Annotated in this window: 20 protein-coding genes and 1 tRNA gene; 12 read left to right on the top strand and 9 right to left on the bottom strand. The window is 65.1% G+C overall.

Features of this window, described 5'->3' with window-relative positions:
• The first annotated feature begins 77 nt into the window (after nucleotides 1–77).
• From LCM4576_RS10355 to LCM4576_RS10325, 7 genes are all read left to right on the top strand, one after another.
• Nucleotides 78–272, top strand: coding sequence for a hypothetical protein (locus LCM4576_RS10355; RefSeq protein ID WP_071032078.1), 195 nt, complete (start codon nucleotides 78–80; stop codon nucleotides 270–272).
• Nucleotides 265–1404: an efflux RND transporter periplasmic adaptor subunit gene (locus LCM4576_RS10350; RefSeq protein WP_157901206.1), complete on the top strand. Its 1140-nt coding sequence runs from the start codon at nucleotides 265–267 to the stop codon at nucleotides 1402–1404. The genes LCM4576_RS10355 and LCM4576_RS10350 overlap by 8 nt, the downstream gene beginning before the upstream one ends.
• Nucleotides 1401–4547 (top strand): efflux RND transporter permease subunit, encoded by a 3147-nt coding sequence (locus LCM4576_RS10345; RefSeq protein WP_071032010.1) that lies wholly within the window; start codon nucleotides 1401–1403, stop codon nucleotides 4545–4547. Before LCM4576_RS10350 ends, LCM4576_RS10345 begins: the two co-directional genes overlap by 4 nt.
• Before the next feature lie 49 nt (nucleotides 4548–4596).
• Entirely contained in the window at nucleotides 4597–5823 is a 1227-nt protein-coding gene (locus LCM4576_RS10340) for an efflux RND transporter periplasmic adaptor subunit (protein WP_071032009.1), read from the top strand.
• Between the two features lie 3 nt (nucleotides 5824–5826).
• Nucleotides 5827–8970 carry an efflux RND transporter permease subunit gene (locus tag LCM4576_RS10335; protein WP_071032008.1) on the top strand — a complete coding sequence of 1048 codons (3144 nt, stop codon included), beginning with the start codon at nucleotides 5827–5829 and terminating at the stop codon, nucleotides 8968–8970.
• 13 nt (nucleotides 8971–8983) lie between these two features.
• A complete protein-coding gene (locus LCM4576_RS10330) occupies nucleotides 8984–10477 on the top strand; it encodes an efflux transporter outer membrane subunit (protein WP_071032007.1) in 1494 nt (497 codons plus the stop codon).
• A gap of 107 nt (nucleotides 10478–10584) precedes the next feature.
• Nucleotides 10585–11271, top strand: a complete 687-nt coding sequence (locus tag LCM4576_RS10325; RefSeq protein WP_041007298.1) for an aspartyl/asparaginyl beta-hydroxylase domain-containing protein — start codon at nucleotides 10585–10587, stop codon at nucleotides 11269–11271.
• A gap of 15 nt (nucleotides 11272–11286) precedes the next feature.
• Here the strand turns inward: LCM4576_RS10325 and LCM4576_RS10320 are convergent, their stop codons facing one another.
• Nucleotides 11287–11592 (bottom strand): DUF982 domain-containing protein, encoded by a 306-nt coding sequence (locus LCM4576_RS10320; RefSeq protein WP_040981602.1) that lies wholly within the window; start codon nucleotides 11590–11592, stop codon nucleotides 11287–11289.
• 213 nt (nucleotides 11593–11805) lie between these two features.
• Between LCM4576_RS10320 and LCM4576_RS10315 the strand changes: the two genes are divergently transcribed.
• Complete coding sequence (locus LCM4576_RS10315) at nucleotides 11806–12849, top strand: ABC transporter ATP-binding protein (protein WP_071032077.1); 1044 nt, start codon at nucleotides 11806–11808, stop codon at nucleotides 12847–12849.
• 58 nt (nucleotides 12850–12907) lie between these two features.
• Here LCM4576_RS10315 and LCM4576_RS10310 read toward each other — a convergent pair whose 3' ends face one another.
• The 4 genes from LCM4576_RS10310 to LCM4576_RS10295 form a co-directional block, all read right to left on the bottom strand.
• Nucleotides 12908–14509: an iron ABC transporter permease gene (locus tag LCM4576_RS10310; protein WP_083361367.1), complete on the bottom strand. Its 1602-nt coding sequence runs from the start codon at nucleotides 14507–14509 to the stop codon at nucleotides 12908–12910.
• A gap of 161 nt (nucleotides 14510–14670) precedes the next feature.
• Nucleotides 14671–15645, bottom strand: coding sequence for an ABC transporter substrate-binding protein (locus LCM4576_RS10305; protein WP_071032006.1), 975 nt, complete (start codon nucleotides 15643–15645; stop codon nucleotides 14671–14673).
• 139 nt (nucleotides 15646–15784) lie between these two features.
• Nucleotides 15785–16021 carry a hypothetical protein gene (locus LCM4576_RS10300; protein ID WP_071032005.1) on the bottom strand — a complete coding sequence of 79 codons (237 nt, stop codon included), beginning with the start codon at nucleotides 16019–16021 and terminating at the stop codon, nucleotides 15785–15787.
• Between the two features lie 113 nt (nucleotides 16022–16134).
• Nucleotides 16135–16530, bottom strand: coding sequence for a hypothetical protein (locus LCM4576_RS10295; RefSeq protein WP_083354695.1), 396 nt, complete (start codon nucleotides 16528–16530; stop codon nucleotides 16135–16137).
• Nucleotides 16531–16698: 168 nt separating this feature from the next.
• On the opposite strand from LCM4576_RS10295, the gene map reads away from it, so the two are divergent.
• The 3 genes from map to LCM4576_RS10280 are packed head-to-tail and all read left to right on the top strand — an operon-like array spanning nucleotide 16699 to nucleotide 18952.
• Complete coding sequence (gene map, locus LCM4576_RS10290; RefSeq protein WP_071032004.1) at nucleotides 16699–17526, top strand: type I methionyl aminopeptidase; 828 nt, start codon at nucleotides 16699–16701, stop codon at nucleotides 17524–17526.
• A 33-nt stretch (nucleotides 17527–17559) separates the two neighbouring features.
• Complete coding sequence (radC, locus tag LCM4576_RS10285; RefSeq protein ID WP_071032003.1) at nucleotides 17560–18321, top strand: DNA repair protein RadC; 762 nt, start codon at nucleotides 17560–17562, stop codon at nucleotides 18319–18321.
• A gap of 16 nt (nucleotides 18322–18337) precedes the next feature.
• Nucleotides 18338–18952, top strand: coding sequence for an isochorismatase family protein (locus LCM4576_RS10280; RefSeq protein ID WP_071032073.1), 615 nt, complete (start codon nucleotides 18338–18340; stop codon nucleotides 18950–18952).
• Between the two features lie 10 nt (nucleotides 18953–18962).
• Here the strand turns inward: LCM4576_RS10280 and LCM4576_RS10275 are convergent, their stop codons facing one another.
• The gene (locus LCM4576_RS10275; protein ID WP_071032074.1) at nucleotides 18963–19490 is read right to left on the bottom strand and encodes a hypothetical protein; all 528 of its coding nucleotides are present in this window, start codon (nucleotides 19488–19490) and stop codon (nucleotides 18963–18965) included.
• 177 nt (nucleotides 19491–19667) lie between these two features.
• Nucleotides 19668–21158 (bottom strand): trigger factor, encoded by a 1491-nt coding sequence (tig, locus tag LCM4576_RS10270; protein ID WP_071032002.1) that lies wholly within the window; start codon nucleotides 21156–21158, stop codon nucleotides 19668–19670.
• 343 nt (nucleotides 21159–21501) lie between these two features.
• Between tig and LCM4576_RS10265 the strand changes: the two genes are divergently transcribed.
• Nucleotides 21502–21586: transfer RNA gene (locus tag LCM4576_RS10265), tRNA-Leu, on the top strand.
• A gap of 329 nt (nucleotides 21587–21915) precedes the next feature.
• Here the strand turns inward: LCM4576_RS10265 and LCM4576_RS10255 are convergent.
• Both LCM4576_RS10255 and LCM4576_RS10250 read right to left on the bottom strand, forming a co-directional pair.
• Entirely contained in the window at nucleotides 21916–22497 is a 582-nt protein-coding gene (locus tag LCM4576_RS10255) for a GDYXXLXY domain-containing protein (protein ID WP_071032001.1), read from the bottom strand.
• Nucleotides 22494–23612: a DUF2157 domain-containing protein gene (locus LCM4576_RS10250; protein ID WP_071032000.1), complete on the bottom strand. Its 1119-nt coding sequence runs from the start codon at nucleotides 23610–23612 to the stop codon at nucleotides 22494–22496. The genes LCM4576_RS10255 and LCM4576_RS10250 overlap by 4 nt, the downstream gene beginning before the upstream one ends.
• Between the last annotated feature and the right edge of the window lies 1 nt (nucleotide 23613).

Below are 23613 nucleotides of genomic sequence, written 5' to 3'. Positions count from 1 at the left end.
AGGGCCGGCCGGCTCCTCTTTCAACCGAACGATGCGTCGAGCTGCCGCCAAGCCGCCCGACGCGAATGGAGAGCACCATGTGGGAAGCGCTCATGATGCTGCGCCTCATCGTGTCTGTCGCTCCGGGCTTGCCGGTCGGCCGGCGCGCGCCGCAGCCAGCGATCGCGCCCATCACAACCGGGGACGCGATCCGGTTGAACTTCGCGGCCTTTCGGCTGTCGCTCCCGAGCGCCTCGACCAACGTCAAAAACGATGACCRCAAAATTGCGTAAACGACATCTTCTTCTGCTGGCTGTGCTTGTTGTGGTGGCCGCCGTCGCCGCGCTCAAGGCCTATGGCCGCGCCGCCCCCGTACCTGCCACGCTGGCACCCGTGTCGTCGGCGACACTTACGGTTTCCGTGGAGAAGGTCGCCTCCGAGACGGTCACGTCGTCGATCGGCGCGACCGGCACCGTCGCCGCCTGGCAGGAAGCGACGATCGGCGCGGAAGAAAGCGGCCTGCGCCTGACCGAGGTCCTGGTGGCCGAGAGCGATCATGTGAAGGCCGGCGATGTCGTCGCGCGATTGGACGACTCGCTTCTCAAGGCCCAGCTCGCCGAGCAGAAGGCAGCCGTCGCCCAGGCCCAGGCGACGCTCGACTCCGCGCTGTCGGCTGCCGCGCGCGCCGACAAGCTGCTGGCCAGCAATGCCGTCAGCGCGGAGACCGCCGAGGAAAAGGCGACCGCCGTCAAAACCGGTAAGGCCGGCGTCGATCAGGCCGAGGCCGCGGCGGCGCGGCTGCAGGCCCAACTCGACAGGACGACCATCCGCGCTCCATTCGACGGCATCGTCTCCAGCAAGCCGGCCGTGACGGGTTCCATCGTCCAGGCCGGCACCGAGCTGATGAAGATCGTCCGCGACGGCAGGCTGGAGGTCGGCGTGCTTATCCCTGAAAAGGATCTGGCGGCAATCTCGGCCGGTCAGCCGGCCAACATCGTCGATGCCTCCGGCCGCGCCTTTTCCGGCAGCGTTTCCCGGATAGCCGAGACGGTCAACGCGACCACCCGGCTCGCCACAGTCTATGTCGCCGTCGGCGACGGCTCGGGCCTGAAGCCCGGCATGTTCGCCCGCGTCACGATCGAGACGGCGGCCTCCCGCCAGCTCACCGTCGCCGAGACGGCCCTGGTCTGGCATGACGGCAAGCCGGCCGTGTTCGTCGTCGACGATCAAGGCAAGGTCARCACGCATCCCGTTGCGACCGGCACGCGTCAGAACGGCCGGGTAGCCATCGAAAGCGGCTTGTCGGAAGGCGACCGCGTCGTCGTCGCCGGCGCCGGCTTCCTCAACGACGGCAACCTCGTGCGCGTCGCCGCCGGCGAGACGAAAGCTGCCGATGCCGCGAGCACGGCGGAGTCGGCACAATGAACGCCATCTCCTCCTGGTCGATCCGCAATCCGGTTCCGACCATCGTGCTGTTCTTGTCGCTCAGCGTTGCTGGCGTCTACGGCTTCATGCAGCTGCGCACCAACAACATGCCCGACATCGACTTGCCGACCGTCACCGTCACGGTGGCGCAGCCGGGTGCGGCGCCGAGCGAAATGGAAGTCCAGGTGGCGCGCGTCATCGAGAACGCCGTCGCGACGCTTGAAGGCGTCGACGACGTCTCGACCTCGATCAGCGAGGGCTCGTCCGTCACCACGGTCGAATTCACCCTCGGGACGGATCCCGAGACCGCCACCAACGATGTCCGCAACGCCGTCTCCGGCGTGCAGTCCAGCCTGCCGGCCGCGGCCCAGACGCCGGTCGTGGCGAAGGTCAACGCAACCGGCAATTCGGTGCTGACCTTCGTCGTCGAGGCGCCGACCATGTCGCCCGACGCACTGAGCTGGTACATCGACAACGACGTCGCCAAGGTCCTGCTCGGTGTCGACGGCGTCTCCAAGATCACCCGTTCCGGCGGCGTCGACCGCGTCATCCGCGTCGAGCTCGACCCCGACCGGCTCGCCGCTCTCGGCATCAGCGCCGGCGATGTCAGCCAGACGCTGGCTTCCAACAACGTCAACCAGCCCGGCGGCCGCGCCAATATCGGCGGCCAGGAGCAGTCGGTGCGCACGCTGGCCAGCGCCACGACCGTCGAGGCGCTGGCCGATACCCGCATTGCGCTGAGCGGCGCGGGCGACGTGAAACTCTCCGATCTCGGCAAGGTCGTCGACCGCTGGGAAAAGCCGCGCCAGGCGGCCTATCTCGACGGCAGGCAGGTCGTCGCCTTCAATGTCTACAGATCGGTGGGTTCGAGCGAAATCGACGTGGTCAAGGCCGCCCGCGCCGCGATCGCCGACATGGGCGCCAAGACCACCGTCGCGAAGTTCACCGAAGTCACCTCCTCATCCGGCTTCGTCCAGGAAAGCTACGACGCCGCCTTCGAAGCTCTATGGCTGGGCGCGCTGCTCGCTATCGGCGTGGTCTGGCTGTTTTTGCGCGACGTCAGGGCGACGCTGGTGTCGGCTGTGGCGATGCCGCTGTCGCTGATCCCGACCTTCGCGGTGATGGCGGCCTTCGACATCTCGCTCAACAACATCACCCTGCTGGCGCTGTCGCTGGTGGTCGGCATCCTCGTCGACGACGCCATCGTCGAAATCGAGAACATCGTGCGCCATATGCGCCAGACCGGCGTCAGCGCCTACCAGGCGGCGATCGAAGCCGCGGATGAGATCGGGCTGGCCGTGGTGGCGACCACCGCCACCATCGTCGCCGTGTTCCTGCCGGTGGCCTTCATGCCCGGCATTCCCGGCAAATTCTTCTTCTCGTTCGCCGTCGCCGTCTGCGTCTCGGTGCTGTTCTCGCTCTTGGTGGCGCGCATGCTCACCCCGCTGATGGGCGCCTATCTGGTGCGCGCCGGCGGCCATGACGAGGACGACACGCCGGCCTGGGTGCCGACCTATCTGTGGCTGCTGCGCAAGGCGCTCGATTACCGTTGGATCACGCTTGCTGCCGGCATTGCCTTCTTCGCCGGCTCGATGATGCTGGCGACACACTTGCCGACCGAATTTATGGCGGCGGCCGATCGCGGCCGCTCGATGATCTCGGTCGAGCTGCAGCCTGGCTCGACCATCGAGCAGACCACGGCGGTGGTGCAGGAGATCACCAAACGGCTGGAGCAGGAGTCGGCCGTCGACAGTGTGTTCGCCACGATCGGCACGGCCGCCTCGTCGGGCGGCGGGCCGAACCAAAGCTCGAGCTCGGCCGAGGTGCGGACCGCGACCGTCACGGTCAACCTGAAGCCGCGCGCCGAGCGGACAATGAGCCAGCAGCAATTCGAGGCCGAGGCTTCGCCGAAGCTCAACGACATCCCAGGCGCCCGGATCCAGTTCGGCGCGGACGGCTTCTCCGGCGCCAAGGTGTCGATCACGCTGGTTGGCGACGATGGCGAAGCCCTCGAAAAGGCAAGCGACGCGCTGATCGACGCAATGAAATCGGTTCCCGGGCTGATCAATCCGACGTCGACCGCGGCCACCACCAAGCCCGAGCTCATCGTGCGGCCCGACAGCGCCAAGGCGGCCGAGCTTGGCGTCACGCCAACCGAGATCGCCGCGACAGTCAAGATCGCCACCATCGGCGACACCGACACCAGCCTGGCGAAATTCAATCTAGGCGACCGTCAGGTCTCGATCATCGTCACCGTGCCCGACGGCGCCATCGATGATCCGGCAAAGCTCGCCATGCTGCCGCTGACCGGCACAAAGGGCGTGGTTCCGCTTGGCGCCGTCGCCGATATAGGCTTCAACGCCGGCCCCAACAGCATCACGCGTGTCGACAGGAGCCGCAGCGCCACGGTCGAGGCCGATCTTTCCGGCCTGACGCTCGGCCAAGCGACCGAAGCCATCCGCGCCCTGCCCGCCATGCAGAACCTTCCGGCCGGCGTGCATGAGCTGGCGCGCGGCGATGCCCAACGCATGCAGGAGCTGTTCACGGGCTTCGCCACCGCCATCGCCGCCGGCATCATCCTGATGTACCTCACGCTGGTGCTGCTGTTCCGCAGCTTCGTGCAGCCGGTGACCATCCTGGTCGCGTTGCCGCTCTCGGTCGGCGGCGCGCTTGGTTTCCTGCTCGTTACCGGCAAGGCGCTTGGCATCTCGCCGTTGATCGGCATACTGATGCTGATGGGCATCGCGGCCAAGAACTCGATCCTGCTTGTCGAATATGCTCTGGTCGCCGAGAAGGAGCACGGCATGAGCCGCTTCGAGGCACTGCTCGACGCCGCCCGCAAGCGGGCCAGGCCCATCGTCATGACATCGATCGCCATGGGCGCCGGCATGCTGCCGATCGCGCTCGGCATCGGCGCCGACGCCGAGACGCGTGCGCCGATGGCGATCGCCGTGATCGGCGGCCTCATCTCCTCGACCGTGCTCAGCCTCGTCTACGTGCCGGTCGTTTATACCTTCATGGACGACATCCAGCGGTTCCTTGCCCGGCATCTGGGCAAGCTATTGGTCGAAGGACCTCGCGCCGATAGCCGGGCCGTAACTGCCATTCCRGGGAAAGTTTCAGACAATGCCCATGCAATCTAATCAATCCTTTTTGCCTTCAAGTCCGCGCCAGTTTTCCTCCTGGGCCGGAATGTTGTGCGCTGCCCTGCTCCTGGCGGCCTGCTCGCAGGAAAAGAGCCAGATGCCGGCCGGCATGGGTGGCGTCGGCAGGCCCGAGGTCGGCGTCGTCACGCTGCACCCGCAATCGGTTGCGATCACCGCCGAGCTGCCCGGCCGCACCGCCGCTTCGCTCGTCGCCGAGGTGCGCCCGCAGGTCGACGGCATCATCCAGCAGCGCCTGTTCCAGGAAGGCGCCGAGGTGGTGGCGGGACAGCCGCTCTACCTCATCGATCCGGCGAGCTATCAGGCCGCCTATGACAGCGCCGTCGCCGCGCAGCAGAAGGCGGAAGCCGCCGTGCCGACCGCGCAGGCGAAGTTCGACCGGTATTCCGGGCTGCTGAAGCAGAATGTGGTCTCGAAGCAGGATTACGACGATGCCGCCGCGACGCTTGCGCAGGCCCAGGYCGATGTCGCATCGGCCAAGGCCAGCGTCGAGACCGCGAAGATCAGCCTCAACCGCACCTCGATCACCGCGCCCATCGCCGGCCGGATCGACAAATCGACATTGACGCCGGGCGCGCTGGTCACGGCCAACCAGGAAACGGTGCTGACCACCATCCGCTCGCTCGACCCGATCAATGTCGACGTCACGCAGTCCAGCACCAACCTGCTGAACCTGCGCCAGGCGATCAACGAAGGCCGGCTGAAATTCAGCGGGACCAATGTCAGCGTCAAGCTGAAGCTCGACAACGGCACCATCTACGCGCAGAACGGCAAGCTGGAATTCGCCGGCGCCAATGTCGACCAGTCCACCGGCACCTTTGCGCTCAGAGMCCAGTTCCCCAATCCCGACCGCCTTCTCCTGCCCGGCATGTATGTGCGCGCCATCGTCGAGGAAGGTGTCGCGCAAAACAGCTTCCTGGTGCCGCAGCGCGGCGTCACCCGCGACCCCAAGGGCCTGGCGACGGCCATGGTGGTCAATGYCCAGGGCAAGGTCGAGCAGCGCACGCTGAGCGTGCGCAACAGCGTCGGCAACAACTGGTTGGTGGAYTCCGGTGTCGGCGACGGCGACCGCGTCATCGTCGAGGGCTTGCAGCTGGTGCGCGCCGGCGGCGACGCGGCAGCGGTCGAGGTGACCATCGACGAAACGACCGGCGAGATCAAGGACCGCGAGCAGAGCTCCGCCTCGGCCGCGCCGGCCGGCGGCAATGCCGCCGGCGCCGCAAAGCAGCCCGCCTCTGGCGCAACCGGGAACTGAGCAATGTCGGCTTTCTTCATCAACCGGCCGATCTTCGCCTGGGTGATCGCCATCGTGATCATGCTGGGCGGGCTGCTCGCGCTGCAAACGTTGCCGATCTCGCAATATCCGCAAATCGCGCCCACCACAGTCAACATCAGCGCCAGCTATCCCGGCGCCGACGCCCAGACGGTGGAGAACTCGGTGACCAAGGTCATCGAGCAGGGCATGACCGRCATCGACAATCTCGACTACATGACGGCGACGTCGACCTCGACCGGCCAGGCCTCGATCACGTTGACCTTCACCAGCGCCRCCAATCCCGACACCGCGCAGGTGCAGACGCAGAACAAGCTGCAGCTCGTGCAGTCGCAACTGCCGCAGGTCGTCCAGAGCAACGGCATCACCGTCTCCAAATCCTCGACCGGCTTCCTGATGGTCATCGGCTTCGTCTCCACCGACGGCAAGATGAACTCGACCGACCTTGCCGACTATGTCGACAGCACTGTCAACGACACGCTGAAGCGCGTCGAAGGCGTCGGCTCGACGCAGCTCTTCGGCTCCGGTTATGCCATGCGCATCTGGCTCGACCCCGACAAATTAGCGCAATACGCGCTGATGCCGAGCGATGTCGCCACCGCGATCGAGGCGCAGAACACGCAGGTTTCGGCCGGCCAGCTCGGCGGCCTGCCGGCGCGCAAGGGCCAGCAACTCAACGCCACTGTGACGGCCAGGAGCCGGCTGCAGACCGCCGAACAGTTCCGCAACATCATCCTCAAGAGCAACACCGACGGCTCGCTGGTGCGGCTGAACGATGTCGCCAAGGTCGAGATCGGCGCCGAAAGCTACACCACCCAAGCCCACTACAACGGCAAGCCGTCCRCCGGTGTCGCCGTCAACCTCGCGACCGGCGCCAATGCCATCAGCACCGCCGAGGCGGTGCGCGCGACCATCAACCRCCTGAGCTCGACCTTCCCGCAAGGCGTCGAGGTCGTCTACCCGTACGACACTTCGCCCTTCGTGCGCCTGTCGATCGAGGAAGTGGTGAAGACGCTCGCCGAAGCGATCGTGCTGGTGTTCCTGGTGATGCTGCTTTTCCTGCAGAACCTGCGCGCCACCATCATCCCGACGATCGCGGTGCCGGTCGTGCTGCTCGGCACATTCGGCGTGCTCTCCTTCTTCGGCTATTCGATCAACACCCTCACCATGTTCGCCATGGTTCTGGCCATCGGCCTGCTCGTCGACGACGCCATCGTCGTGGTCGAGAATGTCGAACGCGTCATGCATGAGGAAGGCCTGCCGCCGAAAGAGGCGACGCGCAAATCGATGAACGAGATCACCGGCGCGCTAATCGGCATCGCCACGGTGCTGTCGGCCGTGTTCGTGCCGRTGGCCTTCTTCGGCGGCTCCACCGGCATCATCTACCGACAATTCTCCGTCACCATCGTCTCGGCCATGGTGCTCTCGGTGCTGGTGGCACTTGTTCTGACGCCGGCGCTCTGCGCCACCATCCTGCGCGCGCCAAAGGACCATGCGACGCAGAGGGGCCCCTTCGGTTGGTTCAACCGCCTCTTCGACCGCGGCACGATCGCCTACCGCGACGGCTCGCACGGCATCATCAACCGGTCGTGGCGCTTCCTTGCCGTGTTCCTGGCGATCGTCATCGCCATGGGCTGGATGTTTGCCCGCCTGCCGAGCTCGTTCCTGCCGGACGAGGACCAGGGCATCCTCATCACCAGCGCATCGCTGCCGGTCGGCGCGACGCAGGACCGCACCGAGCGCGTGCTCGCCAAGGTGACGGACCATTATCTCAACGAAGAAAAAGACGCGGTCGAAGGCGTGTTCACCGCTTCCGGCTTCGGCTTCGGCGGGGCCGGACAGAATGTCGGCATCGCCTTCGTGCGGCTGAAGGATTTCGCTCAGCGCAAGACGCCGGCGCTCGCCGCGTCGGCGGTGGCCGGCCGCGCCATGGGCGCCTTCTCCAAAATCAGGGACGCCCAGGTCTTCGCCCTCGYCCCGCCCGCCATCCAGGGTTTCGGCAACACCAACGGCTTCGATTTCTATCTGCAGGACGTCAATGGCGCCGGCCATGAGGCGCTGATCCAGACGCGCAACCAGCTTCTGGGCTTGGCCGCGAAGAGCACGCTGCTCGCCAACACCCGGCCCAACGGCCAGGAAGACCAGCCGCAATTCTCGGTCGATATCGACCAGGAAAAGGCCAGCGCGCTCGGCATCGGCCTCGCCGACATCAACAACACGCTGTCGACCGCCTGGGGCAGTGATTACGTCAACGACTTCATCGATCGCGGGCGGGTTAAGCCGGTTTATCTGCAGTCGGACCCGGATTTCCGCATGCAGCCGGAGGACCTCGACAAATGGCAGGTCCGCAACTCCGGCGGCGCCATGGTGCCGTTCTCGGCCTTCGCCTCCAGCCACTGGACCTATGGATCGCCCCGCCTCGAACGCTACAACGGCTCGGCGGCCGTCGAGATCCAAGGCGCCGCGGCCGCCGGCCAAAGCTCGGGCGCGGCCATGGACGAGATCGACAGGCTGGTCGCGCAACTGCCCGCCGGATATTCGCATGAATGGACCGGGCTCTCGCACCAGGAGCGGCTTTCCRGCAACCAGGCGATGTCGCTCTACGCGATTTCGGCGCTGGTCGTCTTCCTCTGCCTTGCTGCGCTCTATGAGAGCTGGTCGATCCCGTTCGCCGTCATGCTGTCGGTGCCGATCGGCATATTCGGCGCGCTGGCTGCGGCCACTCTCTTCGGCCAGACCAACGACGTCTATTTCAAGGTCGGTCTGCTCACCACGATCGGTCTCGCGGCCAAGAACGCCATCCTCATCGTCGAGTTCGCCATCGAGCGGCAGTCTGCCGGCATGGGGCTGGTCGAAGCGACGTTGGAAGCGGCGCGGCAACGCCTGCGGCCGATCCTGATGACGTCGCTTGCCTTCATCCTCRGCGTCACGCCGCTTGCGATCGCCAGCGGCGCGGGCTCGGGCGCGCAGAACTCGGTCGGCATCGGCGTGATGGGCGGCATGATCGCGGCGACGGTAATTGGCGTCTTCTTGGTGCCGCTATTGTTCGTCACGGTGCGCCGCATCTTCAAAGGCAGGGCGGCCAAGCAGGATACGGGCGGGACACAAGCCACAGCCACTCCGGAATAAAGGTTTCTCTCAAATGTTTGATTTTGAACGCGGTCTCGCGACCGCGAAGGGGCTCTTTTTGCCCGCGTTTGCCGCTGCCCTGCTCTCGGGATGCGTCGTCGGGCCGGACTACCAGAAACCTCTGCTGGCGATGCCGGCGAGCTGGGGCGGGCAGAAGGCGGCGAAACCGGCAAAGCCGGCGCAACTGTCGAAATGGTGGCAGCGCCTGCGCGATCCCGAGCTGAACGCGCTCGTCGAGGAAGCGGTTGCCGGCAATCTCGATGTGGCAAGCGCGAAGGCCAAGATCCGCGAGGCGCGGGCGAGCTACCGCCAGTCGGTCGGCACGCTGTTCCCCACAGCAGACGGTTCGGCCTCGGCTACCCGCAACCGGGTTTCCGCGACTTCCGCTGGCACGACGGCCAGCGAGACCTACAGCCAGTATCAGGCGGGCTTCGATTCCAGCTGGGAACTCGACCTCTTCGGCGCCAACCGCAGGGGCGTCGAGGCGGCGAGCTACGGGCTGGACGCTTCCGAGGAGGAACTGCGTTCGACCCTTCTCACGCTGGTTGGCGATGTGACCTCGAACTACGTCCAGGCGCGCGGCTACCAGGCGCGCATAGCGCTTGCCCGGCGCTCCGCCGCATCGCAGCGGCAGACCGCACAGCTCACCCGCACGATGGCTCTGGCCGGTTCGGCGACCGCGGCGGATGTCGCCAAGGCGGAAGGACAGGCCAGCRGCACGGAAGCCGGCGTTCCGAGCCTGGAAGCGAGCTATGCCGAGGCCGTGCATCGCCTTTCAGTGCTGACCGGGCGGCCGCCGGCGGCCCTMACCGAGCGCTTGAAGCGCGTAAAGCCGATCCCGGCGCCGCGCCTGCCGATCCCGACCGGTATCCCGGCCGACATCCTGCTCACCCGCCCGGACGTGCGCATGGCCGAACGGCAGTATGCGCAGTCCACCGCCAAGATCGGCCAGGCCGAGGCCGCGCGCTATCCGAGCGTCAGCCTGACCGGCGACATCAGCACCACGTCTCTCAAGCTCGGCGATCTCGGCAAGAACTCCACCATAGGCTGGTCCTTTGGCCCCACGCTCAGCGTGCCATTATTCAATGGCGGCCAGCTGCAGGCAGYCGTCGACGTCGCCAGGGCTCAACGCGACCAGTATTTCGTCGCCTACAAGGCTTCCGTGTTGACGGCGCTGGAAGACGTGGAAAACGCCACGGTTTCGCTGTCGCAGGAACGCATCCGGAACGGCAAGCTCGCCTCCTCCGCGAAGTCCTATGGCGATGCCGCGCGGCTTGAAAGAACGCTCTACAAGGCTGGCGAGACCAGCCTTCTCGACGTGCTCGACGCCGAACGGTCGGCTTATTCCGCCGACGATTCAGCCCTGCAAAGCCGCGTCTCGATCGCCACCGACTACATAGCCCTCAATAAGGCGCTTGGCGGCGGCTGGGACGGYGCGATCGACACCGCCAGGCCTGAAATCATCGATGTCGGCACCGGGCCGCGACTGGCATCGAAGGCCGAGTGAGACAAGGCGCAGGATGTCTATCCGCCTGTTGACGGCCCGTACAAATCTCCGTGAGCCGTGGCCGCAAACAATATCCCACTATATAACAGCCTCGTTGAGGTAATGAGATGTCAGGCGCCTACGATCTCGGAACCAACCTGGTTCGCCGTATCTATGAAAAGCGCATAGATGCACCGGCCATTCTTGATGCCGGCACGCATTTCCCCAATGCGGCGAAGTTCAGCGCCGCTTGGCAAGATATCCGCGACGAAGCGCTGGCAGCGAAGCTGAACACGGCGCCGCGCTTCCACGACATCATGCCGGAGCAGGCCGATATCTCGGCCAATGACGGTCTCGACTGGCGCATGTTCGTGCTCAAGGCCTATGACATGACGGTGCCGGAGAACCTCGCGCGCATGCCGGTGCTGACCCGGCTGCTTGCGGAGTGCCCCGAGGTCAAATCGGCGGCCGTCTCGTTCCTCGCCCCGCGCAAGCATATCCCGCCGCACCGCGGACCTTTTCGCGGCATCATGCGATTCCATCTCGGCCTGGTCATCCCGAAACAGGCGGATGGCCGCCCGGCGACGATCATGATGATCAACCACGAGGAAAGGCGCATCGCCGACGGCGAGTGCATGCTCTGGGACGACACGTTCGAGCATGAAGTCATGAACAACTCGGATCAGCCCCGCGTCGCGCTCCTGCTCGACGTGTGGCGCCCGCAAATGCCGCTCGACATGGAAATCCTGTCACGCGTGATCGTGCGTGGCGTGCAGGTGGGGATGCGCTATCGGGGCGTATCGTTCGGYGGCTGAAAGCTGCGATTGCGCCTACGCCCGCGCCTCGCGGTACGTCCCCGCCCCGTTGCCACGCTTGCCAGGGAACATCGCGTCCTTCGCCAGCAATCCGCTAACGCGACAGAAGGCCGCGAAGGCGCGGCAGGCCTCCTCGGCACTGGCAACATCGACCGTCGCGCCGAAGCAGGCGTTGAACGCGGCTTCGTAGACCTTGCCCTGGCGGCGCTTCGGCCAATCCTGCAGGAAATCGAGCGCCTGCTCGACACTGTAGATTTCCTCGACGGGCAGGCCGGGCGCGGGCGTGATGCGCACCGGCACCTCGAATTGCAGTCTGTCCATTCCCTGTCTCCCGAACTGGCGCAGCCGGAGCAACGCCGCTCGTTCTGAAAAGTTTCTTTTGGGGGCTTCTGACTCGCAAATGTGACCTCAGTGCGGTGAAGAATCGGTTCGCCGGTGCGGCAGATCGGCGTCGGTCCGCATCGATACCGGCTGCATTGCCAATGCCGGATTTCCACCGTATTGCCTGCCATCACAGCTGCCGTGGGCGAAAAGATGAGCGAAATCCGGGTCGAGTCTCTGGTCAAGCGCTATGGCGAAACRACCGCGCTGGACGGTGTTTCGTTGGCCTTTCCGAAGGGCTCCTTCACGGCGCTGCTCGGCCCTTCCGGCTGCGGCAAGACGACGATGCTGCGATTGATCGCCGGCTTCGAGGCGCCGAGCGAAGGCCGCGTGTTTTTTGGCGACGCGCTTGTCGCCGACCCGAAGCGGCAGCTGCCGCCGGAGACGCGCAATGTCGGCGTCGTTTTCCAGTCCTACGCGCTGTGGCCGCATATGGATGTCGCCGAAAACGTCGCCTATCCGCTGAAAGCCCGGCATGTGCCTTCAGCCGGCATCCCAGATCGCGTCGCGTCCGTGCTCGATATCGTTGGGCTCGGCGGCTTCGCCAAGCGCCGCATCGACGAGTTGTCGGGCGGCCAGCGGCAGCGCGTGGCGCTCGCGCGCTGCCTGGTCGCCGAGGCCGGCATCATCCTGTTCGACGAGCCGCTCGCCAATCTCGACATGCATCTGCGCTCGGCAATGGTCGATGCCTTCCGCGACATCCATCGCCGCACCGGCGCAACGATCGTCTATGTCACGCATGACCAGGCCGAGGCGCTGGCGCTTGCCGACCGCGTCGCCGTGATGAGCAAGGGCAGGCTGCTGCAGGCGGCACCGCCGCAGGAGATCTATCGTTCTCCCGCCGATRCCGCGGTTGCCGGCTTCGTCGGCCGCGGCAGCCTGCTCTCCGGCAACACCGTCGGCCATTCGGACCAGGCCTCGATCATCGATATCGCCGGCCACCGGCTCGCGGCGCGCAGCCACGAAAGACCGGCGGGCGCGGTCAAGGTCCTGCTACGCCCGGAGGCCTTGCGCATCGCGGCCGAAGGCCTGCCAGCGACGGTCCTGGACAGCGTCTATCGCGGGCCAGTGCATGAAGTGCGATTGGCGCTCRCCGAGCCCGGACAGCAGTTGCTGGTCGACAGCACCGAGGCGCTGGCGACGGGACAGCGCGTGCATGTCGCGGTGTCCGATGCCTGGGTGGTGCCGGGCGCCTAAGAGCAATTCCAGAAAAAGTGCTTAGCGGTTTTCCGTCCGGAATTGCGGAAAACAAAGGTCATCGCCAAGGCAATACCCCGGCCGGCAAGCGGCGGCCGAACCGGTCGAGCACCAGAAGCAGCAGGATCACGACGACGATCGTGGACACGGCGATTGCCGCCGCCTGCGTGCCCAGTCCCGCCTCTTCCAGACTGAACAGCACGACGCCGAGCGTTTCCTTGCCGCTCGACCACAGCAGCGCCGAGACGGTCAACTCGTTGAAAGCGCTCATGAACACCAGCAGCCCGCCGGCCACGGCCGCGGGCGCCGCGAGCGGCGCGGTGATCGTCCAGAGCCGCCGCATCGGGCCGGCGCCGGATACTGCTGCCGCCTCGTCAAGATCGCGCGGAATTTGCCCGACGGCCGTCGTCACCGGTTTCATCGCCAACGTCAGGAAGCGCATCGCGTAAGCGACCAGGATGATCGACGCGGTCGCATAGAGGCTGCCGATCAGCGGCAGCGGCYGCAGGAACAAAAGGATGCAGGCGATCGCCAGCACCACGCCGGGGATCGTGTAAGGCAGGTCTACGATGCCGCCGAGCACGCGCCGCCAGCGCTTGTCGAAGCGCTCGAGCCGTGCGGCCATCGGGATGACGCCAAAGGCAAGCATCAGCGCCGCGCCGCCCGCAAAGAGCAGCGAGTTGCGGAAGGCGCGCACCGTGGACGCCTGCCGGACGAGCACTTCCGCGTAATTGGCGATCGTTGCCGTGCGCGGACCGAGCGGCACGCCGAAGGACGRCACCAGCGACGTCGCCAGCAGCGCRCAGGCCGGAAGGATGAGGACCAGGCCGATGACCAGCCAGCCGGCACAGGCGAGCGGCATGCGCGAGCGCCCGAGCTCGAATTGCGCCGGCGTGCCGGCAACGATGCGATGTCCGGCGCCGCGCAGGGCCAGCGATTGGAACACCATGCCCGCAAGCGCCAGGGCGCCGACCAGCACCGACAGCGCCGCGATCTGCGGCAACACGCTCGGACCAAAGCTCGACAGGTCCTGATAGATCAGGGTCGGCAGGGTGAGATAATTGACCGGCATGCCGAGCAGCGCCGGTATGCCGAAATTGCCGACGCCGGAAACGAAGGCAAGGGCAGCGGCGGCCACCACATAGGGCCGCAGGACGGGCAGCACGATTGTCCGCAGCACGCCGAGCGGCCGTGCGCCGCAAGAGCGCGCCGCCTCGACCAGATCGCGCGGCACGCGCGACAGCCCAGCCCGCATAGTGATGAAGACGATCGGCGCATGCTGGACGCCATAGAGAAGGACGATGCCGCCACGGCCAAGCATCGGATTGCCGCTGCCGGGCTGAGGCGCAAGCCCGAGCATGCCGAGCAGYGTGCTCGACGGGCCGAAGAGATGCAGCCAGGCGAGCGCCGTCACCTGCGGCGCGATCATCAGCGGCAAGAGCAGAAGGAAGCCGAGGATCTTGCGTCCMGGCAGATCGGTCATCGTCACCGCGACGGCGAACGGAATGCCGAGGCAAAGCGCCAGCAGGGCGCCGAAGAAGGCCGTGTCCAGCGTATGCCACGTCGCCTTGAGCGCGGCAGGGCTGGCAAGCCGCCCGGCGAAGGCTGCGAAATCGACCTCTCCGCCGGGCGCGATCGCCGCAAGCACGAGACGCGCCATCGGCAGCAGGCTGAGCACGGCGACGACGAGCAGAACAGCCAGCGCCGACAGACGCCGGCCGGATATCGTGCCTGGCAGCGCGAAACCGCCTGCCCGCGGCAACGCCGGGCCCGACCCGGCGACGCGATGTTCCGCGGAGGCCAACTTGCCCTTCGCGCCGCTTACTGACTCATCACCGCGCTGAACTTTTCCTTGTTCTGCGCATCGTTGGCGAGCGCGGCCGCCGCATCATAATCCAGCACCTTGATCGAGGCGCGGTCCGGATAGCCGGCCGGCAGCGCGACATCGGCGCGCGCCGGGATGTAGCCCATCTTGGCCGCCACTTCCTGTCCGTCCTTCGACAAGAGGAAATCGACGAAGGCCTTGGCGGCGTCCTTGTTCTTGGCGGTGGAGAGGATGGCGACCGGCTCGGTGACGGCTGACACGCCTTCCTTCGGGAACACGAACTCGACAGGCGCGCCCTTGGCCTTCTCGCGGATCGGCATGTAGTCGACGATCATGCCGAACAGCTTGTCGCCGCCGCTGACGGCCTTGAGCACGTCGCCATTGCCGCCGCTCGCCTGYGCGCCGTTCTTGGCGAGCGCGCCATAATAATCCCAGCCCTCCGGCAGGTTGCCGGTGAGCGTCACCGTGTGGATCATCGCCGCGCCCGAGGTCAGCGGGCTCGGCATCGCGATGAGGCCCTTGGCCTCCGGCTTTTTCAGATCTTCCCAGCTCGTCGGGACGAAAGGCGCCTTGGTGTTGTAGACGATGCCGGTGGTGATCAGCTTGGTCGAGAAATAGCTCTTGTCCTTGTCGTAGAGCGCGGCGTCGAGGCCGTCGACCTTGGCCTCCGGATAGGCAAGCAGGCGGCCTTCCTTCTTGAGACCCTCCATGGTCACGACATCGGCGATCAGAAGCACGTCGGCCTGCGGCTGGCCGGCCTCGATCTCCGCATGCAGCTTCGCCAGGATCTTCGGCGTGCCGTCGCGTACCCAGTCGACCTTGATGCCCGGGTTCTTGGCCATGAAGGCGTCGACCGTCTGCTGGGCGTCGGTGTTCGRCTGGCTGGTATAGAGCACCAGCGTGYTGTCGGCGGCGGCGCCCGCAGCGGCGGTTGCCAGCAATAGGGCGGCGGCGAGGACGATCTGGCGCATGGAAATACCTGTTCTTGATCAAGCTGAGGAAGTCCGGCAAGCGCCGGGGCTGGAAAACCTGACTAAGGCCGCAGGATAACCATTATGTGACAGGGCGACGCAACCCGCGCCGCCCTGCTCTTGTTCCATATCGTCGGCGCTACTGGTTGGCCGGGTCTGTCTCTGCGTCATAGGCCATGCGGATAACCACCATCAGCAGATAGGCGGACGGCAGCGCGAAGATGGCCGCGAGCACCATCGCCGCCGTTCCCTCCATGCGAAGRGTGGCGGCAACGGCCCAGTATACGGTGCCGATGCAGATCACCGCCTGGATTGCTAGAAAAGAGGCCGCGGCGGCGGCGCGGGTAAGTGTCTTGAATGTCTTGATGCGTTGCATTGAACGGAATCCGAACTGACGCGCACGCGACCGGCGGACGGCCCGCGGCCGTCGCCGGGTCGCGACGCGAAGAGATGTTTTTGATTTGAGTGCCGCGCCTTGCGGCTAAGGCTTTATGCAGCGGGCGGCGCGCGGGGCTGGTTGGTGCGCGAAGGCGTCGCGCTTCCCGCCGCGGGCGTGACGCCCATCTCGGCTGACAACCCCTGTGCGACGACCAGAAAATCGGCTGCGGGCGCAAGCGCGCCGGGGTTGCCGCTGACGGGTTTTGCCGGCAGCGGCCGGCTGGCCCGAACCTCGAGCGCCTGCGCCTTGCCGGTGGTTCTGAGCAGCGCGATCGTGTCGCCCTGGCGGGTGGCGCTGACGCTGGAGCCGCCTTGGAGCGAGACGGCCGATGCGGAGATTCCGGCCTGTGCAAAGCCCAGCAGCGCGAGCATCAGCAGCGCCATCAGGCCCGCAAAGGCGGTCCTGGCCGGCAGCAGCGTCGATCTTTCGCGTTTAGGTGCCGTCAAGGCAATCTCCGGATAACAGACCCGGCCTAACCCATGGAACGGCCGAAGGAAAGCCGCAATGGACGTCGCAACCGCACTTCGTCCTTGAACCTTGCGGCTTCCGGTGCCAAATCTGGAGCAGATTTTCGCGTTCGGCCTTTTTGGAGCCAACGCCGGCAACGGACAAAAATGGTAACCTATCTCGACGCCTCCACGGCCCCCCTTAGAAATACCGGCCAGATCCGCCTCTATGGCGAGGAAGGTTTTGCCGGCATGCGCAAGGCCTGCGACCTCACCGCGCGCTGCCTGGACGAGCTCGTGCCGATGGTGAAGCCCGGCGTGACGACGGAAACGATCGACCGCTTCGTCTTCGAATTCGGCATGGACCACGGTGCGCTACCGGCGACGCTCAATTATCGCGGCTATACCAAATCGTCCTGCACCTCGATCAACCATGTCGTCTGCCACGGCATTCCCGACAATAAGCCGCTGAAGGAAGGCGACATCGTCAACATCGACGTCACCTACATCCTCGACGGCTGGCATGGCGATTCCTCGCGCATGTATCCGGTGGGCACGATCAAGCGCGCCGCCGAGCGTTTGCTTGAGGTGACCTACGAGTGCCTGATGCGCGRCATCGCCGCGATCAAGCCCGGCGCCCGCACCGGCGCCATCGGCGCCGCGATCCAGACCTATGCCGAGGCTGAGCGCTGCTCGGTGGTGCGCGATTTCTGCGGCCACGGCGTCGGCCAGCTTTTCCACGACGCGCCGAACATCTTGCATTACGGCACCGTCAATGAAGGCGTCGAGATGCGACCCGGCATGATCTTCACCGTCGAGCCGATGATCAATCTCGGCCGCCCGCATGTGAAGGTGCTGTCGGACGGCTGGACCGCGGTCACGCGCGACCGCTCGCTGTCGGCGCAGTACGAGCACACGATCGGCGTCACCGACACCGGCTGCGAGATCTTTACGCTGTCGCCGAAAAAGCTCGACCGCCCCGGCTTGCCAGCCTAGAACTCGACTATGYCTGAGGGGGAGCGGGCGAATATGGGCAAAGTCGAGGACGAGCGGGCGTTCTTTTCCGAAGGCTGGATCGAGCCGCCCAAGACGGCGCTGAAAAAAGCCGCAGCGACCGAAAAGCCCCATTATCACGGCCATCGCGACCGCCTGCGCGAACGCTTTGTCGCCGGCGGACCGGATGCCCTGCCCGACTATGAGCTGCTCGAGCTGCTGCTGTTCCGGCTGATCCCGCGCGTCGACACCAAGCCGATCGCCAAGGCGCTGATCGCTCGCTTCGGCTCGCTGGCCGAAGTGCTCGGCGCGCCGGCATCCCTGCTTGAAGAAGTCAAAGGCATCGGGCCGACCGTCGCGACCGATCTCAAGGTGATCGCCGCGACGGCCCAGCGCATGGCGCGCGGCGAGGTGCGCGGGCGCGAAGTCCTGTCCAACTGGACGCAGTTGCTCGACTATTGTCGCTCGGCCATGGCCTTCGAGAACCGCGAGCAGTTCCGCATCCTGTTCCTCGACAAGAAAAACGGGCTGATCGCCGACGAGGTGCAGCAGACCGGCACCGTCGACCACACGCCGGTCTATCCGCGCGAGGTGGTGAAGCGCGCGCTCGAGCTCTCCGCCAGCGCCGTCATCCTGGTGCACAACCACCCTTCGGGCGATCCCACACCCTCCCGCGCGGACATCGAGATGACCAAGCAGATCATCGATACGGCGAAGCCCCTCGGCATTGCCGTGCACGACCACATCATCATCGGCCGCAAGGGCAATGCCTCGATGAAGGGCCTGCTGCTGATCTGAAATGGGAAGAACCGACATGTCTCTGCACGRCAAGGAACCGTGGCCGTTCGACAAGGCGCGCGCCGCCCTGCTGGTCATCGACATGCAGAGCGACTTCGTCGATGAAGGCGCGGTGATGGAAGTGGCGATGGCCCRGCATCGCATTCCGGTCATGCGGCAGGTGATCGACCTGTGCCGAGCGCATGGCGTTCCGGTGATCTACACGCAGCATGTCTTGAGCGACCATTTCGACATATCGCCGCTCGAAACCGCCTACCAGCCAAGGCTGAAAGCCAAAGGCATGCGCGAAGGCAGCGCCGGCACGGAGATCGTCGCGGAACTCGCTCCCTTGCCGGGTGAGGTGATCATCAAGAAGCACCGCTATGACGCCTTCCACAACACCCAGTTGGAAACGGTGCTGCGCAACATCCGCGGCGCCGGCCAGGTCGACACCGTCATCATCATCGGCACGGTGACCAGCATCTGCTGCGAATCGACGGCCCGCAGCGCCTTCATGCGCGACTACAAAGTGGCTTTCGTCAGCGACGCCAATGGCGGGTTGGACGAGGCATCGCACAATGCCACGCTCGCTATCATCGGCAAGGTGTTCGGGCGCGTGATGACGGCCGCCGAGCTTGCGAGCTTACTCTAGGCAGCTATCTTCAAGGCGGATCGGTCTTGCAGCTCGCTGCGATCTGGCCGATCGCCTCGGAGAGACCGGCGAGCTCGAAATCGGCCTCGCCGCGCCCCGACAGCAGGCCGAAGCGCCATGACAGCGTCAGCCGGTTCGCCGAAACCAGACGCCTGATGCCGTCGTCTCCATCCTTGACCAGTGTTCTGCCGCGCGGGCCGACCGACCAGCTTTCATCGATCCTGCCGCCGCCATCGACAATGACGGAGATGGTGATCTTGCGACTGGCGGAGACGGCGTCATTGAGTTGGAGCCGTTCGCTCCACCGCGGCTGGCCGTCGGGCCGGYAAGCCAAGGTCAGCACCGGGCTGTAGCCCAGCGCCCCGCCTCCGGTGATCAGCTTGTTGCTGGCGTGCAGCGATGCCGTGATCTGGCCATCGTCGCCAGTGGCGACGCTCCAATTGCCGAGATCCGGCTCGGCCCGCGCGGCGCCGGTTGCTGCGGCAAACAAGAGCGCCGCGGCGGCGACCACGTCTCCCATCATGAACCCCAGCCTCACCAATGCCTCCAAACACCCGCGAATGCGATGAAACGCAGATAATGTTCAACGGCTGGTATCGCCAGCGGCGGCCCATCAAGACAAGTTGCCTGTGTTGCCGCGCCGCCACAATGAAGCAGATCTTAATGAAAAGGCCGCCCCGAGGCGGCCTTTTCTAAATCGCGGTATTGAAACCTGTCACTCGGCTTCCTTGGCAGCCTTCTTCTTCGGCGCCGCCTTCTTCTTCGGCTCCTCGGCCTCGCCGGCGGCTTCGCCCGCCTCTGCCTTGGCTTCGGCCTTCTTCGAGGAGGCCTTCTTGGCCGGCTTCGCCTTGGTCGCGGTTTCGGCCTCTTCGTCGTCGGCCATCAGCTCATCCTTGCCGACCTTGACGTCATTGACCGAGATCTGGCCGAGCAGATAGTCGACGACCTTCTCCTCGAACATCGGCGCCCGCAGCGCGTTGATGGCTTCCGGATTGCTGCGATAGAACTCGAAGGCTTCCTGCTGCTGGTTGGCCGGGAAACGGCGCACCTGCTCGAACAGGCCGCGCTGCAATTCCTCGTCCGACACGGTGACGCCGGCCTTCTCGCCGATCTCGGCCAGAACCAGGCCAAGGCGCACACGGCGCTCGGCAAGGCGCATATATTCGGCGCGCGCCTCTTCTTCCGTCGTCTCTTCGTCGGCGAAAGTGCGGCCGGCGGCTTCGAGGTCACGGTTGACCTGAGCCCAGATGTTGTTGAACTCGGCCTCGACGAGCTTCGACGGCGCCTCGAAGGAGTAGGATGCGTCGAGCTGGTCGAGCAGCTGGCGCTTTACCTTCTGGCGGGTCATCGAGCCGAACTGGTTCTCGAGCTGGCCGCGCACGATCTCGCGCAGGCGCTCCAGCGATTCCAAGCCGAGATTCTTGGCCGTCTCGTCATTGACCTCGAGCGCGCCGGGCGCCGACACTTCCTTGACGGTGACGTCGAAGGTGGCTTCCTTGCCGGCCAGATGCGCCGCCTGATAGTTTTCGGGGAACGTGACGGTGACCTGCTTCTCGTCGCCGGCCTTCGTGCCGATCAACTGGTCCTCGAAGCCGGGGATGAACTCCTTGGAGCCGAGCACCAGCGGCTGGTCGGTGCCAGCACCACCAGCGAACGCCTCGCCGCCGATCTTRCCGACATAGTCGATGCTCACTCGATCGCCCTCGGCGGCCTTGCCGGTCTTCGGCTCGTAGCTGCGCGCCGATTCGGCAACGCGCTTGACCTGCTCGTCGACTTCCTGCTCCGGCACGTCATAGACCTGGCGCGTCACCTTGATGTCGGAGAAATCCTTGATCTCGATCGCCGGGATGACCTCGTAATTGAGGCTGAATTCGAAATCGGCGCCGCCGGCCAGGATCTTCTCAGCTTCCTTCTCGTCCTCGGTCATGATCACTTCGGGCTGCATGGCGGCCYTTTCGCCGCGGCCCGAGATGATCGAACGGGTCGAGTCGTTGAGGATCTCGTTGACGACCTCGGCCATGAACGACTTGCCGTACATCTTGCGCAGATGCTGCACCGGCACCTTGCCGGGGCGGAAGCCGTTAATGCGCACCTTGTCGCGAGCATCGGTCAGCCGCGCCATCAGCTTGGCTTCCATGTCACCGGCCGGCACGGTGATCTTGATCTCGCGCTTGAGACCGGAGTTGAGTGTTTCGGTGACCTGCATCCTAAAACCTTTGTCTTCACCAATGAGGCTGCCAAACGGTCCTTAGCCGTTCACAGCCTGCCGGTATAATCTTGCCGGAAATGGCTTTCTGTACGGAACCCGGTGATTTGACCGCTAAGCGGCTCAAACTCTCCTGAACTGCACTTCCCAAAATGTGAAGAAGTCTTTGTTTTTCCTACTTCTTCTTACATTCTGCAGAAGCGGATAGTCGCGTCCCGTCACATTCGACACGCCTTTTGTCACAGGCTAGGCTAATTTTCAACCATCTTCGCGATCAGGCGAATAATGGCCATTTGAGCCCCGACATTGACAGAATGATGGCTACATGGGATTGCCGGGGAAAGCGGATGTGGCGGAATTGGTAGACGCCCTGGATTTAGGTTCCAGTGYCGAAAGGCGTGGGGGTTCGAGTCCCTTCATCCGCACCACCCTTCGCTCTGGCGAGCTTCGGGTGGCAGGCCGCCCTTAGCCGATGTCGCTTCGATGATGGAAATCCCTGACGAACTCAGGCAAGCCCACAAACACAGCTCCAACCATAGGCAAGAGGTGGAGAGCAGCCTAATCTGCGGATGTTTCTTTTGCCTTTCCGTCTATCCTCCCTCTGATATCCAAGAATGGGTAGATGAAGATGAAGCCGGACGTGGGGCAACGGCTATTTGCCCCAAATGCGGCATCGATTCCGTTCTTGGAGACAAATCAGGCTACCCGATAATCGACGTCTTCCTAAAAAGCATGAAGACGTTTTGGTTCTGGTAATTCAGTATAGAGGCTCCTCGAACAGCGTCTTGTCACCGTCCATCAGCGCCTTGATCTGCGCCGTGCCGTCGGCCGCGAGCGCGAGCTTGATGCCGAACGGCCGCACGCGAATGTCGTCCTGGATCGCCACGCCTTCGCCTTCGGGCAGATAGAAGCGGTCGATCCCATAGTCGGGCGCGATCGTCATGTCGGGGCTGCGAAGATCCCAGCCCGCCGCGACATGTCCGGCGATATCCRCCTCGTCCGCCGCAGCCGAGGCCGGCGCTTTGCCGAGCCAGGCCGCCGTCGGCTGCCAGTAACCGTCCGCRCCCTTCTTCAATCGCACCGTGATCGAGCCGTCGTCGCTGGAGAACGCGCCTTGYGGAATGTTGGCGATCAGCTTCACCGGGATGCGTGAAATGTTGTTGTTGAGCGAGATGTAGTCGCCACGCAGCAGATCGCGCGGATCGACGGGTTCGACCTTCAAGAGCACTTCCTTGCCGTTGCGCAGGATTGCCRCCCGGCCGGCGATGATCCAGCTGAGGAAGCCGATCTGGACGAGCGCCAGCACCAGCGCCGAGATGATGAGTTTCTTGCCGGTCATGCCGCTGCTCCTGTCCCGGCAGGCGCTTTCATGCGCTTCTCGATGCGGATGATGACCAGCGCCAGTATGCCGAGCAGCACGGCCGCCGCCAGGAAGAAGCCGGCCRTATCCAGCATCGACCGCAAGGTGACGCCATAGATGATGGCGAGTTCGAAGGCGAAGCCGGCATAGGCCAGCCAGCGCAGCCCCCTGCTCTCGCGGCCCGCCAGCATGATTGCCGCGACGATGCCGGCAAGGGCYACGATCGAGGCGACGGCGAAACCGCTGTTGTAAGTGCTTTCATCCGCCAGATCGAACTGGATGATCGCCACGCCGGTGAGGAAGCCGAGCAAGGCGTGCAAGGGCAGCCGGCCGCCCAGTTGAAGGATCCTGTCGATCGGGTCGCCGGCAAAGACCGAAGCGGCAAAGAGCAGCGCCGAGGCGATGGCCAGCGAAATCGCCACCGGCAGCGTGTCGTGATCCGTCGCCAACAGAACCAGATAGAGGATGACCGACAGGATGATGAGATGGCGCGCGGCCCGRCTGCGCGTCCAGAACGAGATGGCGAACAGAACGACCGCCACGACGATGAAGAGATGCGGAATTTCCGCGCGCCAGTAGAAGCCGAACCCCTTGAGCACCAGCCAGGCATCGGCGATGCCGATCGCAGCCACCGTCAGCGGATTCGAACGCAGCGCCACCGCCGCCAGTGCCGTGCCGGCGCACCAGGTGAGCAGCGCCGAAGCCTCGTCGCCCGAGAGGTGATACATCTGGCCGATCAGCGCGATCGATCCGCCGAAGGCGGCGGCCGCAACGATCCACAGCGCCTCGCCGATCGCGTCATGGTCGCGCGTCTTCAGCACCGCGCCGCCGACATAGCCGGCGAGGATGACCGCAAACAGCGCCGCCACGCGAACGAGACGCGGAATGACCTCCCAATTCGCGGCGACGAAGATCAGGATCGCGGCGCCGAACAGAAGTGCTGCCATCATCGCCAGGATCGAGCCGAAACTCAGCGACGCGCGCTCGTTGGCCGCGACGTCGCGCGTCAATGCCTCCGCTGTTGCGGGATCGATCAGCCCGGCCTGCCGCCAGCGCGCTATATCCGCCCTCACCCGTGTCGCATAGCCCGCCATG

Source organism: Mesorhizobium sp. LCM 4576, assembly GCF_001854815.1.
GTDB classification, from domain to species: Bacteria; Pseudomonadota; Alphaproteobacteria; order Rhizobiales; family Rhizobiaceae; genus Mesorhizobium; species Mesorhizobium plurifarium.
Note: the sequence above shows the minus strand (reverse complement) of the source record. Positions and strands in the feature narration are given on the sequence as shown.

Bases quoted from the DNA above. Each gene is read 5' to 3' on its own strand.
- LCM4576_RS10320 (WP_040981602.1), bottom strand. From the start codon at position 11,592: ATGGACAGACTGCAATTCGAGGTGCCGGTGCGCATCACGCCCGCGCCC.
- radC (WP_071032003.1), top strand. From the start codon at position 17,560: ATGGGCAAAGTCGAGGACGAGCGGGCGTTCTTTTCCGAAGGCTGGATC.